This window comes from Halomonas denitrificans, from assembly GCF_003056305.1.
GTDB lineage: Bacteria > Pseudomonadota > Gammaproteobacteria > Pseudomonadales > Halomonadaceae > Halomonas > Halomonas denitrificans.
Genome location: NZ_PYVX01000001.1, coordinates 974,416 through 987,666 on the forward strand (window position 1 = coordinate 974,416; position 13,251 = coordinate 987,666).

Genomic DNA, 13,251 nt, shown 5'->3' on the forward strand with positions numbered 1-13,251 from the left:
GACCGCATCTCGAATAACAACCACAAGGAAGCGACCATGTTTCGACCCGCTACCGGCCTCGCGGCCACCCTGGCCTCCCTGCTGATCGCCCTGCCCGTCCAGGCCGACGATCCCCTCAAGCTCGCCGTGGACATCCCCTTCGAGCCCTTCGAATATCGCCTGCCCGACGGCACCCTGACCGGCTTCGAGGTGGAACTGGGCGAGGAGGTGTGCCGGCGCATCGAGCGCGAGTGCGAGTGGGTGGAGCAGAGCTGGGACGGCATCATCCCCGGCCTGATGGCCCGCAAGTACGACGCCATCATGTCGTCTATGGCGATCACCGAGGCGCGCCGCGACAAGGTGCTGTTCTCCGAGCCCTACTACAGCAACCCCAGCGTCTGGGTGACCCAGGAGGGCCGCGAGGTCGACATCGAGGACCGCGACGCCCTGGAGGGCCTGGCCGTGGGCGTGCAGCGCGGCACCATCCGCGACAACTACATCACCGATACCTACGGCGATCTCGTCGAGGTGCGCCGCTACACCACCGGCGAGGACCTGGCCCTGGACGTCAAGACGGGCCGCCTCGACGCCGCCTTCATGTACTACCCCCTGGCGCTCTCGGCGCTGGACGTCGACGACGAGGGCAGCGGCATCGTCACCAGCTCCCCGCTGATCCGCGAGCCCAAGCGCTACTTCGGGCACGGCGTGGCCGTCGCCTTCCACCCCCGCGACGAGGCCCTGGCCGAGCAGTTCAACGAGGCGCTGCGCGAGATCAAGCAGGACGGCACCTACGACGAACTGATGCACAAGTACGTCGACTACGACATCAAGATCTAGCGCCCGCCCCTTCCTGCGCCGCGCGCCCGGCGGCCGAGCCGTCGGGCGCGCTCAAGGATCGAGGGGCGCGCCATCGCAGCGGAAGGCGCGCATCCAGTGCTGCAGGTGGCGCAGCAGCTGCAGCCCCGCCCGGGGCATGCGCCGGCCCACGCGGGTCACCATGTGCGCGTTGGCCTGGGTGAAGTGCTTGCCCACCACGTCACGCGCCACCAGCGACCCCTCCTCCAGCTCCCGGGCGGCGGCGAAGCGCGGCAGGAGCGTCGCGCAGAGCCCGGCCCGCGCCGAGTGCTTGAGCACCTCAAGCGAGCCGGTCTGGATGCCGACCGTCAGCGGCTGGCTGGCCTCGCGAAACGCCAGGTCGACCAGCTCGCGCACGCCGTGTCCCGGGTGCCACAGCGCCAGGGGGTGGTCGGCCAGCGCGGCCAGGGTGATCGGATCCTGCTCCTGCTGGGCCAGCGGATGCTGCGGCGCCATCAGCAGCACCAGCGGCTGTCGCGTCGACTGCCAGAAGCGCAGATGCGGATGCACCTGCTCGTGATACATCAGGCCGATGTCCGCCTCGTCGTTGACCACCGCCTCGATGATCTCCCGGGTGCTGCCGGTGTCGATCTTCAGGCGAATGCCGCGATGGCTCTCGGTGAACTCGCGCAGCGGATGGCCGATCAGGTCACCGACGAAGCCCTCCCCCACGTGCAGGGTGATCTGCCCCGTCTCCAGGCGCTGGTAGGCATCCAGGGCATCGCTGAAGTGGCGATCCAGGCGGGTGCGCCGATGGCAGTAGTCGAGCAGCAGCTCCCCTTCCGGGGTGGGACAGACGCCGTCACGACGCCGCTCCAGCAGGGTGGCGTCCACCGCCGACTCCAGCAGGGCGATCTGGCGACTCACCGCCGAGGGCGCGATGGCAAGCCGCGACGCCGCGGCGCGAATCGAGCCCGTCTCGACGGTCAGCTGGAAATAGATCAGGCGCTGATGGGGAATTTCCATGGCGGGCGGGTACTTATGGCGGACGGGAAGCCTCAAGCCTACCAGCCGCCCCATGCGCGCGGTAGCGCGTCGCCTCAACGAGGGCTCGGTCTCAGCGGCGCCGCTCGAACCGCCCGACACCGGCGACGCTCTCTCCGAGGCCTCCGGCCGCGGGCAGGAGATAGTTGACAGGCGAACGTTCTCTAGATAGAACGTTCGATAAAAGGAACGACGAGAGCGCCTGACATGGATACCCCCTCCCTCAGCACCCTGGGGCAGCACCTGCAGACCCTACGCAAGGCCCAGGGCTGGTCGCTGTCGCAGCTGGCCGCCGCCGCCGGCATCGCCAAGTCGAACCTGTCGCGCCTCGAACAGGGCAACGGCAACCCCACCCTGGACACCATCTGGCGCCTGGCGGTGCAGCTGAAGGTGCCCTTCGGCACCCTGGTCGCCCCCATCGCCGTGCCCCTCGGCGAGGACGGCGTGGAGGTGCGCCTGATCGATCAGGGCAAGGACAGCCCTCAGGTCGATGCCTACTGGATGCGCTGCGCGCCCTTCACCACCCGCATCGCCGAGCCGCATACCCCCGGTGCCCGGGAGTCCCTGACCCTGATCAGCGGCCATCTCGAGGCCGGGCCAGAGGGCGACACCCGCCGGCTCGCCGCCGGCGATACCCTGACCTTCCCCGCCGACCGAGCGCACTGCTATCGCACCGGCGACGACTGGGCCACCCTGCTGGTCAGCGTGGTCTACCACGGGGAGGCGAACCGATGAGCCAGCAGGCCGTCTCTCCCACCCCGCGCCCCTGGCTCACCGGCATGCGCGAGGCGATCCCCCTGCTCGGCGGCTACGTGCCGGTGGCCATCTCCTTCGGGCTGGTCGCCATCCAGGCGGGCTTCACTGCCCAGGAAGCGGTGCTGATCTCGGCCCTCGTCTACGCGGGCGCCTCGCAGTTCCTGTTCGTCGGCATGGCCGCCGCCGGCTCGCCGCTGTGGCTGGTGGTGGTCATGACGCTGCTGATCAACGTGCGCCACGTGGTCTATGCCCCCAACCTGGCGCCCTGGCTGACGGCGAGCCGCGGCTGGCCCTGGCTGATGCACGCCCTCACCGACCAGGTCTTCGCCCTGGCGCACACCCGCCTGCCGCAGCTGCCGGAAACGCAGCGGCTCGGCTGGTTCACCGGCGCCGCCCTGTTCGCCTGGGCCAGCTGGATCGCCGGCACCGCCCTGGGCGCCCTCGCCGGTGAGGAGCTGATGGCCCGCTGGCCGCTGCTCGGCGAGATCATGCCCTTCGCCCTGCCGGCCCTCTTCCTCGTGCTGGTGGTGCCCCGCTTTACCTCCCGGCGCTGGAGCCTGGCCCTGAGCCTGACCGTCCTGAGCGCCCTCACCCTGACCGTGACGGGCTTCACCAACCTGGCGATTCCCCTCGCCGCCGCCTGCGGGGCGCTGTGCTTCCAGGCCGTGAAGTGCCGCCCCGCCGCGAAAGGAACCCGCCATGAGTAGCGCCATGTGGATCGCCGTGATCGTCTCGGCCGTCGGTACCCTGCTGATGCGCCTGCTGCCGATGCTGTGGATGCGACGCCGCCTGGCGCGGCTCGACCACGATGAGGGGATCGACGCCATGCCCCAGTGGCTCGGCATCCTGGGGCCGCTGATGATCGCCGCCGTGCTCGGCACTTCGCTGGTGCCAAAGGCGCCGGACGGCATCTCCTGGCTCGCAACCGGGATCGGCGTGCTCGCGACCCTGGGCGTGTGGTGGCGCACGCGTACCCTTGGCTGGCCGGTCGCGGCCGGCGTGGCGGCTTTCGGCGCCGTGGTGGTACTGGCAAGCTGGGTGATTTAGTAGGGGGATAGAAGGAGGCGTGATTACTAGAGTGCGTGGTGCAATTGGCAGGGCTTGAATCTTCGGTCAAGGGGTTATGACTTTAGGTTAACCCATGCAAGTGCTAACCAATACCTGAAAAATCCGCAACTTAAAAAAACCGCATGCATGCCTTTGTAGGCATTCATGCGGCTAGTATGTTGACACGATGTAGACACCCAATAAATGAAAATCATCGTGACATTGAATAGCATATTCTTTGTATCACGCCCACCATATCAACGGAGTCAAATCACATAGCCAATAACTCAAAAGTTCTTACAAAATCATTGAAGCTTGGCGAGCCATTCCTTTCAAGCTCCATGTGCGGTGGTACTTTTTTCGACCACCTCTTTTTTATATCCAAAGAAGAAGCACTTCTCTTTCCATGTTTTAAAACGGTAGGATCATCGGCTTTCGCCAACACCTCCCAAGTACCACACACACTGTCTTGCCTATAAGCACCCACCACTTCCAAATCTATATTTTCATTGTAAGACAAAAGCGCTTCAACATCTCCCAAATACCACGCCTCTAGTTCTTCTTTAGCAATCAAGAATAGAGCATTAAAACGCCCTTCAGGAGTAGAGTTCAACCTTCTCAAAGAACTCAGAAAATCTTCTTCATTGCGATCATCTGCATCTAGCAAAACTAGGACGACTTGGTTTTCTGCGTTAGCTTTTGCATAGGCTCTAATCTTAGCCGGCAGCTGATGCAACAAAGTTTTATTATTAGGATTAGGCCGTGAAAAAATGTCTTCAGGAAGCTCACCTACACCTTGATGCTTATGTATTCTCCAAGTATTGATAACACCATAATCACCAAGGATTTTAGGCATCAAAATCGACAGTGCAGTCAGCTCTGTTTGACCTTCAACTAGTATTTCAAAATGCATATCCATCCCTAGAATTACATTCTAGCTATCGATGTGATCGCTATACCACAAGCTTCCAAGCGGCAAACCTTCCTCAAACATTTCAACAACCCCAGGATAATCTGAAGCTCTAGTTAAAACTGAGAATCCGTCATGCTGCTTTTCTAAAACCCATACCTCTTTAGGTGAAAGCGCATCTACTAAATATGGCTGATGAGTTGTAACAAACAACTGCGAACCACCCTTTCGTCCTGAAGCACTTTCTCTAAACTCATCTACCAAAGAGTCTAAAAGCTTGTGGTAAAGACCATTTTCTGGCTCTTCTATACAAATGAAAGGCGCAGGATCTGGATCTTCCAACAGAAGCATATACGCAAACATCTTCAGGGTGCCATCTGACATTTGCTGGGCATAGAAAGGATTTTTAAACCCCTCGCTCCAGAACTTTAACAACAACCGCCCATCTGGAGACTTCTCTGTCTTTATTTTTTCAATACCGGGTATTTTAGAAGAAATCTCCTCTAAAACCTTGCGCAGTTTCTTTGGGTGCTCATTCTCCATAAACTGGACAAAGTTACCAAGATTATCTCCAAGCCTGTTCAAATGTTTTTGTGCACCTACACGAGGCAAATCTCTAGCTGACTCGGGGGTAAAGTATGAGAGATACCAACCCTCTATGAACTTTCTAAACTTCGATATTCTCGGATGATCTTTTAAGTTCCCCAGCGTGGAAATCGCCAACTTTTCATCACTATCAAGCTCGACCTTGTGCGTTGAGTTACTTTCCTCAAGCAACACTTCATCTGAATCTTCATTTTCAGACAAGTCCTCCCCAGACCAAACTTTCCCAGATCCATCTTTCAACTCGAGGAAGGAAAAAGGCCTACCTGTCTTTTGACCACGCCTTCTTTGCCGCAACCTTTCATTTGCTACTCTAGGCCTTCCACTTTTGTCAACTCCAATGGAAAGCTCATAAGTTATAGGCCTCTCATTAGCGCTTTCTCGATAGTAAATCTCAAACTCTATATTACCATCACGCTCCATAGATCTAAGACGTTCAAAACCTCCTCTCCCACTCCTATAGCAAGCTTCCCCAACGCCATATGTCAAACAGTCAGAAAGGAAACCAAATGCATCAAATAAAGAGCTTTACCAGCACCATTTTTGCCAATAACAACGGTCAATGGTGTTAGAGGGTCTACATCCCTATCCTGCCATGTCCTGCCAAAAGAAACGTTTCTCAATGAACGATAGTTTTTTATTTTCATCCCTTCTATTAGTGCCATAAGTGCTCCAAAACCCCCTTTCTGAGAAACATTCTTTTAATAATACAAAAAAACAGTGATCAAGGCAGATATTCTGACCTCGAAGCTTTCACTCCCTGGTACCACCTTGCCGCAGCCTTTCCGGCTAGTCGGTATCCGTCCCGGTCTGCTTGAGCGTCTTCCGCGCCTTCTCGCTCTCCGTGCTTATGTGCTCGCGGCAAAAGCTCAAGGCGAATAGTCAGAATCAGATCAAAGCATTAGGAAAATCTTGAGAATAGCAGGCACGGCGGGGGTTGCAATGCGGGAAGCGCGAATTCTCCCGACGAGGCAGGATAGAAAGGAGAGGTAACGCGGAGTGGTGGGCCCAGCAGGGCTCGAACCTGCGACCAAGGGATTATGAGTCCCCTGCTCTAACCAACTGAGCTATAGGCCCTTTCCGGAAACGCCGAACGGCGCCGCCGTATGATAGCGAAAGCCGATGGGCGAGGCCAGCGCCGAAGGCGATACCGCCCTCGGCGCGGCGCATCCGGGTACGGCTCAGCCGCCGACCACGTTCAGGATAGTGAAGGGCGCCTCGCAGGCGTGGCGCTCGTCACGCTCGTCCACGCTGCCGAGCCCCAGGTGGCGGTCGTTGTCGTAGGCGACGAACAGGCGGTCGTGATCGAGCACGGCGAGGCCCTCGGCCTTGTGCTCGAACTCCAGGGGTTCGCCCTTCGGAGTGGTCACCAGCCGCGGGGTCTCGCCGGCGCGGAACTCCTCGAGGCTCAGCTCCCACAGGTAGCCGCCGATGTGCTCTTCCCCGTCCTGCTCGGTCTCGAAGCTGGTCAGCAGGTAGAGCCGGGCGTGGTAGGGGTCGTACTCGAGACTCGAGAGCCCGCACTCGAAGCGCACCCCCTCATGGCGATCCGGGTCGAAGGCGAAGAACTCGCGCATCTCGTCGAGGAACTCGAGGTTGCCGCTCTCGCTGATCCGGTAGTGCGCGCCCACCACCCGGCTGACGTAGGCGAAGTCGTCATGGGCGTTGCCCTGCTCGCGGATGCCGAACAGCAGCAGGCCGTCGCCGCGCTCGCCGGGGATCGCCGCGAGCCCCTCGATCTTGTAGTAGGGAAAGCCGATGGCGCCGCTGAGCTTGCCGCGAAGCTCCAGCGAGCCTTCCACGCCGTCGCGGGGGTCGGGATCCACCACCTGCACCTTGTCCGGCTCGCCCAGCGGCCAGATCAGCAGGTGGTTGTAGTCGTTGAGTGCGTGGCTCTCGTCGTCGATGCGATCGAAGCCGGTGGTCGCCAGCACGTGGCGGCCGTCGGCGGTGAGGGCGAAGTCCTCGTACTTCTCGGCCTGCTTGATCAGCGGCTGGGTGAAGTAGTCGAGGCGGGTGTCGTCGGGGCCCCGGTCGTCGATCGGCAGGGCGAAGCAGGCGGAGCGCGCCTCGCCGGGAATCGGCTTGTCGCTGGCCATCAGCAGCCGCTTGCCGTCGAAGGCCACCGCCGAGACCTCGGCGTTCACCGGCCGGCCCTTCTCGTCGCGCAGGCCCGCGGGAAAGCAGTGGATGGTGCCCTGCTGGCGGATGCTCGCCTTGACCATGGAAAGGCCTCCTCTCGTGGGATGTGCCAATCACCCTAATGGGCCAGGGAGCGCCACGATAGGGCGCGCGCCGTAACAGTCCGTTACCGCAAGGGGGTGAACCCGGACGGCCTCCCCCGGTACAAAGGAAGCACGGCGTCTCGGCACGCCGCGCGATCGACAACGCTTCACGACGTTGAACAAGGAGAGAACGCATGATCCACGGAAAGCCCCTGTGCCACGCCCTTCATCACGCCACCCTGGGAGCCCTTCTGGCCGGCGGCCTGGCCGTCTCGGGCGCTGCCATGGCCGCCCCCCAGGGCCTCTACTCCGCCGATGAGCTGCTCGATGCCGACGTCTACGCCACCGGCAGCAGCGCCCAGGTCGGCGAAGTCGAGGACATCCTTCTCGACAACGACATGACCGTGCGCGCCCTGGTCATTGACACCGGCACCCTGCTCGACCTCAAGGGGGAACAGCAGTTCGTGATCGAGGCCGGCAAGTTCACCGTCGAGACCCAGAACGGCCACGACCTCGAGGAGATCGAGTACAGGGTGAACGTCGATCTGAGCGAGGCGGAGCTCGCCGAGCAGCCGGCCTACACCAACGACTGGTGGCAGAACGCCCGCCAGGGCGCCCAGGAAGCCTGGGAGCGGACCAAGGAGGGCGCCGCCAGCGCCTGGGAGAGCACCCAGGAAGGCGCCTCCCGCGCCCTGGATCGCATCGGCCAGGCGCTGGAGAACGTCGGCGAGAAGACCCAGGACGCCGCCAACCAGTAACGCCCCACTCGAGGCACGAAGGCCCGGTCTCCGACCGGGCCTTTTTCGTTGTCGCCCCAGGCGACCTCTCCACGAGCCGTTGCGCCACGCGCAACGCGATGTTTCATGGGAACCGGCAGCAAATGAGGATCATTCTTCATTAGAATTCCTTGGCATTGATAATCACTATCATTCAAGGAGCCCCATGTCCCCTCTCGCCCCCCCTGCCCTGGCCCGAGCCGTGGCCCTGGCCGCCGCCTCCACCGCCCTGCCGGCCCTGGCCGAGGAGACCACCGACCTGGACAGCATCGTGGTGACCGCCGCCGGCTTCGAGCAGGCCATGAGCGAGGCGCCGGCCAGCATCTCGGTGATCACCCGCGAGGAGCTGGCGCAGAAGCGCGTGACGAGCCTCGCCGACGCGCTGCGCGGGGTGGAGGGGGTCGACGTGGGCGGCCAGGTCGGCAAGACCGGCGGGCGCAACATCCGCATTCGCGGCCTGCCCAGCGACTACACCCTGATCCTGATCGACGGTCGCCGCCAGAATACCGCCGGCAGCGTCACCCCCAACGGCTTCGGCGAGACCGCCACCAGCTTCTTTCCGCCGGTCTCGAGCATCGAGCGCATCGAGGTGATCCGCGGCCCGATGTCGACCCTCTACGGCTCCGATGCCATGGGCGGGGTGATCAACATCATCACCCGCCGGGTCGGCCGCGAGTGGGGCGGCACGGTCGAGGCCGAGGCGACGCTCAACGAGCATGACGAGTACGGCGACAGCCGCGCCACCAGCCTCTATGCCAGCGGGCCGCTGGTCGATGACACCCTGGGCCTGCAGGTGCGCTGGCGCCTCTACGATCGCGACGCCTCGAACCTGACCTACACCGAGGCGGACGGCACCGAGGTGCCGGTCAGCCAGCGCGGCCCGAGCCCGGTGGAGGGCGACGTCTACAGCCTGGGCGCCAGACTCAGCCTGACCCCGAGCGCGGAGCACGACCTGTGGCTCGACGCCGAGACCAGCCGCCAGCGCTACCACAACGACGACTGCCAGCTCGGCACCCTCGACGGGCGCACCCGCAGCTGCGCGCCCGACCCCGGCCAGGCCAAGGGCTACGCCGATGAGCTGCGCTTCGAGCGCGAGCAGCTGGCCATCGGCCATACCGGCCGCTTCGCCGCCGGCACCCTGGAGTCGAGCCTGATGCGCAACACTACCGAGACCGTGGGGCGCACCATTCCCGGCACCTTCGGTGAGCCCTATGCGGCCTTCCCGGGGATCGTCGGCGGCGACGCCCGCGAGCTCGAGACCACCAACACCGTGCTCGACAGCAAGTTCGTGATGCCGCTGGGCGATCACGTCACCACCCTCGGCGGCCAATGGATGGATGCCGAGCTGACCGACGGCCTGGCCACCGAGGAGTTCGCACAGACCACCTGGGCGCTGTTCGTCGAGGACGAGTGGTGGCTCGCCGACGACTGGGCGCTGACCCTGGGCGGGCGCTACGACCATCACGACGCCTTCGGCAGCCAGTTCAACCCGCGCGGCTACCTGGTGTGGAGCGCCACGGAGCAGTGGACCCTCAAGGGCGGCATCAGCCGCGGCTACAAGACGCCGACGCTCAACGCCCTGCACGCCGGCATCAACGGCGTGACCGGCCAGGGCACGGTGCTGACCATCGGCAACCCCGACCTGGAGCCGGAGACCAGCACCAGCAGCGAACTCTCCGCCCAGTTCGACGACGGCGACGGCTTCATGGCCAGCGCCACGCTCTTCCACACCCGCTTCGACGACAAGATCGCCGCCGGACCGGATATCGTCGTCAGTGGCGACCCGGCGATCCCGGACGGCGTCTACGCCCGGGACATCAACGTCGACGAGGCCGAGACCCGGGGCCTCGAGCTGGCGACCCGCCTGCGCCTCGCCCCGGCCTGGCACCTGAGCGCCAACTACACCTACACCGACAGCGAGCAGAAGAGCGGCGAGCAGAAGGGGGAACCGCTGACCGACACCCCGGAGCACGCCGTCAACGCCACCCTGCGCTGGCAGGCCAGAGACAGACTCAGCACCTGGCTCTCCGGCGAGTATCGCAGCGAGCGCTATCGCGCCCGCGAACGGGTCCGCGGCGCTCCCTCCTTCGCCGACCTGGGCGACTTCGAGGCCTACGCGCTCTTCCACCTGGGCGGCAGCTACGCCCTGTCGAACGGCGTGACCCTGAGTGCCACCGTCTACAACCTGCTCGACAAGGACTTCGTCGACTATCGCGCCTACGACGATGGCCGGGAATACGGCAACGCCTACGCCAACAGCGAGGAGGGGCGTCGGCTGTGGCTCTCCGCCCGCTACGCGTTCTGAACCGGCGTCGTGGTGCGCGATGATCTCGCTCGAGGGCCCCGGCAGCGCCGGGGCCCTTCATTAATGAGATTAAATCTCATAAGATAACCACTTTCATCTTTGCGCCCGCGTCCCCGCCATCCCGGGGCGGACCCTCCGCCGCGCTCCTTTCCAGGGCTTCGAGCATGCACGATTTCGACGAGCTGGCCGCCTTCGACGCCGTCATGGCCACGGGCAGCCTGACCCTCAGCGCCCGCGAGCTGGACGTGGCCAAATCGACCCTGAGCCGACGCATCAGCCAGCTGGAGACGCGCCTGGGCCAGCCGCTGCTGCGTCGTCAGGCCAACCGCCTGATTCCCACCGAGGCGGGGCTGCTGTTCCACGACTACTGCCGCGACATGCTGGCCCTGGCCACCCGCAGCCGCGAGGCGCTGGCCGAACTCTCCGAGACGATCAGCGGTCGCCTCTCCCTGGAGGTCCACGGCGCCCTGGCGCGCTGCTGGCTGGCCCCGGTCGTCGACGCCTTCCTGGCGCGGCATCCCGACGTGGAACTCTCGCTGCACGCCCGGGAGGTGGCGCCCCGGGTGCCCGACAGCCACCGCCTGCATGTCTGGCTGGGGCCCGTGCCGCCCACCGAGCTCAAGGCGGAGTCGCTGGGGCAGCTGACGCGCGGGCTCTACGCCCACCCGAACTATTTGGCCCGCCACGGCATGCCATCGCATCCCCGGGCGCTGGCCGAGCACGCCTGGATCGATCTGCTCGGCCACAGCCGTCGCGGCCTCAGGCTCCACCACGCCGAACAGGGCAGCGTGCACTTCCGCCCGCCGCGCTCGCGGCTGAGCGTCGACCTGACGCTGCTGCACGTCGACGCCATCGCCCGCGGACAGGGCATCGGCCTGCTGCCCCACTGGCTCGTCGAACAGCGCGAGGCCCACCACCCGGGCGACCTGGTGCCCTGCCTGCCCGAGTGGCAGGCGGCGCCGCTGCCGGTCACCCTGCTCTCGGCCTACGGTCACCAGCCGCGGCGGGTCGCCACCCTGATCGAGACCCTGCGCCGCGAGGTTCCCGAGGCCTGGCGCTCGCCGGTCCCGGCCGCCTGAGCCCCGGACGATTCAGGGCGCGATGGTTCTGGCTCTTCCTCGTCACGGCGGTCTACGCTCACTAGGCTGGCGTTTCGATCCTTGGCCCTGTCCCGTCGCGCTGTGGTTAGCCACGCCACAGGGCCATTATTTCCCCGCGATTCCCCCGACGCCCCTCGATCCGACGCCCTGCGGCGGCCTCGCTGCGCCCCCTGGGGAGCCACCCGCACGCCGCGTACCACCCAACCGCCCCCGGTCCGATGGCCGCCACCCGGGAGACCCGCATGTCGCTATCACGCCACCCGCTTGCCGCCGCCCTGCTGCTCGCGGGCGCCCTGGTCGCCGGGCCTGCGCTCGCCGCGGAAGTGATCGCCCAGCGCCTCGCGACCGAGCACCATGAGCTGCGCCTTGAGCGCCTGGCCACGGGGCTCGAGCATCCCTGGGCGGTGGCCGAGCTGCCGGACGGGGGCTGGCTCGTCACCGAGCGGCCGGGGCGGCTCGTGCGCATCGACACGGACGGCCGCCAGACGCGCCTGTCCGGCGTCCCCGAGGTCGCCGCCGGCCACCAGGGCGGGCTCCTGGATGTCGTCCTGCATCCGGACTTCGGCCGGGAGACGGACCGGGGCGAGAACCGCGACTGGGTCTATCTCACCTGGAGCAAGGCGGGGCCCGGCGGCCACGCCACCGCCCTCTCCCGCGGGCGGCTCCAGGGCGACGCCCTGGTCGACCTGGAGACGCTCTTCGTCCAGAACCGCTTCGTGCCGACCCGCCACCACTACGGCTCGCGCCTGGCCTGGCGCGCGGACGGCACCCTGCTGATGAGCATCGGCGAGCGCGGCCGCCCGCCACGCGCCCAGGACGGCGGCGATCACACCGGAAGCTTCGTGCGCCTCACCGAGGACGGCGGCGTGCCGGCGGACAACCCCTTCGTCGACGATGCGGCCGTGCTCGACGAGATCTTCACCCTGGGCCACCGCAATCCCCAGGGGCTGACCGTGGCGGCGGACGGCACCGCCTGGAGCACCGAGCACGGCCCGCGCACCGGCGACGAGCTCAACCGCCTGGTCGCCGGCGAGAACTACGGCTGGCCGCGGGTCAGCCGCGGCAACGACTACGCCACCAACCAGCCCATCGGCCTCGACAGCGCGCCGGGCATGCGCGCCCCCGTGCACGTCTTCGCCGGCCGCTTCGCCCCCTCGGGCCTCGCCGAGGTGGGGGGCGAGGCCTTCCCCGCCTGGCGCGGCGACCTGCTGGCCGGCGGGCTGCGCAGCGAGCAGCTGGTGCGCCTGTCGCTGTCGGGCGACCGCGTGGTCGAGCGCGAGGTGATCCTCGAGGGAGAGATCGGCCGCATCCGCGATGTCCGCCTGGCCCGGGACGGCACCCTGTTGCTGCTTAGCGACAGTTCCGACGGCGGCCTCTACCGCCTTCGCCCCGCGACCGACGACTGATCGCCGCCCGCGCCGACACCTCGTCGACATGCCTCCAAACCCCCGCCCAGGCCCCGCCGCTGGGGGCCTCGCGCCCCCCGGAACGCTGCCGGCATGCGACCAAAGTGGCGCCCGCCGCCGGGCACATCCGGGCACTTTTTTTGCTAGGCTCGAAGGCCTCCTTCCGCCCGTTTCGGCGCCACCGAGGCTAATCCTACTTAGCCTGATGCGGGTTTTTATTTGAATGGTCATTCAAATACCGCTAGGGTAGAGCGCACTTCTTCGTCGCCTGATGCCGCGGTCAACGGTACCGCATGGCACAGTTA

13 protein-coding genes and 1 tRNA gene are annotated in these 13,251 nt (G+C 65.0%); 8 read left to right on the forward strand and 6 right to left on the reverse strand.

Translation table 11 applies throughout. From position 1 onward, the window contains the following. Nucleotides 1-36 precede the first annotated feature (36 nt). Complete coding sequence (locus C9F13_RS04350; protein WP_108444972.1) at nucleotides 37-816, forward strand: transporter substrate-binding domain-containing protein; 780 nt, start codon at nucleotides 37-39, stop codon at nucleotides 814-816. Nucleotides 817-867: 51 nt separating this feature from the next. Here the strand turns inward: C9F13_RS04350 and C9F13_RS04355 are convergent, their stop codons facing one another. Further along, a complete protein-coding gene (locus C9F13_RS04355) occupies nucleotides 868-1,800 on the reverse strand; it encodes a LysR family transcriptional regulator (protein WP_108444973.1) in 933 nt (310 codons plus the stop codon). A 225-nt stretch (nucleotides 1,801-2,025) separates the two neighbouring features. Here C9F13_RS04355 and C9F13_RS04360 point away from each other — a divergent pair, with 225 nt between their 5' ends. The 3 genes from C9F13_RS04360 to C9F13_RS04370 are packed head-to-tail and all read left to right on the forward strand — an operon-like array spanning nucleotide 2,026 to nucleotide 3,621. Further along, nucleotides 2,026-2,553 carry a helix-turn-helix domain-containing protein gene (locus tag C9F13_RS04360; RefSeq protein ID WP_108444974.1) on the forward strand — a complete coding sequence of 176 codons (528 nt, stop codon included), beginning with the start codon at nucleotides 2,026-2,028 and terminating at the stop codon, nucleotides 2,551-2,553. After that, nucleotides 2,550-3,281: an AzlC family ABC transporter permease gene (locus C9F13_RS04365; protein WP_108444975.1), complete on the forward strand. Its 732-nt coding sequence runs from the start codon at nucleotides 2,550-2,552 to the stop codon at nucleotides 3,279-3,281. Before C9F13_RS04360 ends, C9F13_RS04365 begins: the two co-directional genes overlap by 4 nt. Next, nucleotides 3,274-3,621, forward strand: a complete 348-nt coding sequence (locus tag C9F13_RS04370) for an AzlD domain-containing protein (RefSeq protein WP_108444976.1) — start codon at nucleotides 3,274-3,276, stop codon at nucleotides 3,619-3,621. Before C9F13_RS04365 ends, C9F13_RS04370 begins: the two co-directional genes overlap by 8 nt. Before the next feature lie 271 nt (nucleotides 3,622-3,892). Here C9F13_RS04370 and C9F13_RS04375 read toward each other — a convergent pair whose 3' ends face one another. The 5 genes from C9F13_RS04375 to C9F13_RS04390 form a co-directional block, all read right to left on the reverse strand. Beyond that, the gene (locus C9F13_RS04375) at nucleotides 3,893-4,540 is read right to left on the reverse strand and encodes a DUF4276 family protein (RefSeq protein WP_108444977.1); all 648 of its coding nucleotides are present in this window, start codon (nucleotides 4,538-4,540) and stop codon (nucleotides 3,893-3,895) included. A gap of 15 nt (nucleotides 4,541-4,555) precedes the next feature. Continuing rightward, on the reverse strand, nucleotides 4,556-5,623 hold the full coding sequence (locus C9F13_RS04380; protein ID WP_211310897.1) for an AAA family ATPase: 1,068 nt from the start codon (nucleotides 5,621-5,623) through the stop codon (nucleotides 4,556-4,558). Next, nucleotides 5,620-5,799, reverse strand: coding sequence for a hypothetical protein (locus C9F13_RS17610; protein WP_211310898.1), 180 nt, complete (start codon nucleotides 5,797-5,799; stop codon nucleotides 5,620-5,622). Before C9F13_RS17610 ends, C9F13_RS04380 begins: the two co-directional genes overlap by 4 nt. A gap of 335 nt (nucleotides 5,800-6,134) precedes the next feature. Beyond that, nucleotides 6,135-6,211 (reverse strand) — tRNA-Ile (locus C9F13_RS04385). A 104-nt stretch (nucleotides 6,212-6,315) separates the two neighbouring features. Next, nucleotides 6,316-7,359, reverse strand: coding sequence for a hypothetical protein (locus C9F13_RS04390; protein ID WP_108444978.1), 1,044 nt, complete (start codon nucleotides 7,357-7,359; stop codon nucleotides 6,316-6,318). Between the two features lie 194 nt (nucleotides 7,360-7,553). On the opposite strand from C9F13_RS04390, the gene C9F13_RS04395 reads away from it, so the two are divergent. The 4 genes from C9F13_RS04395 to C9F13_RS04410 all read left to right on the forward strand — a co-directional run bounded on the left by C9F13_RS04395 (nucleotide 7,554) and on the right by C9F13_RS04410 (nucleotide 12,946). Beyond that, on the forward strand, nucleotides 7,554-8,117 hold the full coding sequence (locus C9F13_RS04395) for a PRC-barrel domain-containing protein (RefSeq protein WP_108444979.1): 564 nt from the start codon (nucleotides 7,554-7,556) through the stop codon (nucleotides 8,115-8,117). A 184-nt stretch (nucleotides 8,118-8,301) separates the two neighbouring features. Further along, entirely contained in the window at nucleotides 8,302-10,440 is a 2,139-nt protein-coding gene (locus C9F13_RS04400; protein WP_108444980.1) for a TonB-dependent receptor domain-containing protein, read from the forward strand. A 164-nt stretch (nucleotides 10,441-10,604) separates the two neighbouring features. Continuing rightward, a complete protein-coding gene (locus tag C9F13_RS04405) occupies nucleotides 10,605-11,519 on the forward strand; it encodes a LysR family transcriptional regulator (protein WP_108444981.1) in 915 nt (304 codons plus the stop codon). 263 nt (nucleotides 11,520-11,782) lie between these two features. Beyond that, on the forward strand, nucleotides 11,783-12,946 hold the full coding sequence (locus C9F13_RS04410; protein WP_108444982.1) for a PQQ-dependent sugar dehydrogenase: 1,164 nt from the start codon (nucleotides 11,783-11,785) through the stop codon (nucleotides 12,944-12,946). The last annotated feature ends 305 nt before the right edge of the window (nucleotides 12,947-13,251 follow it).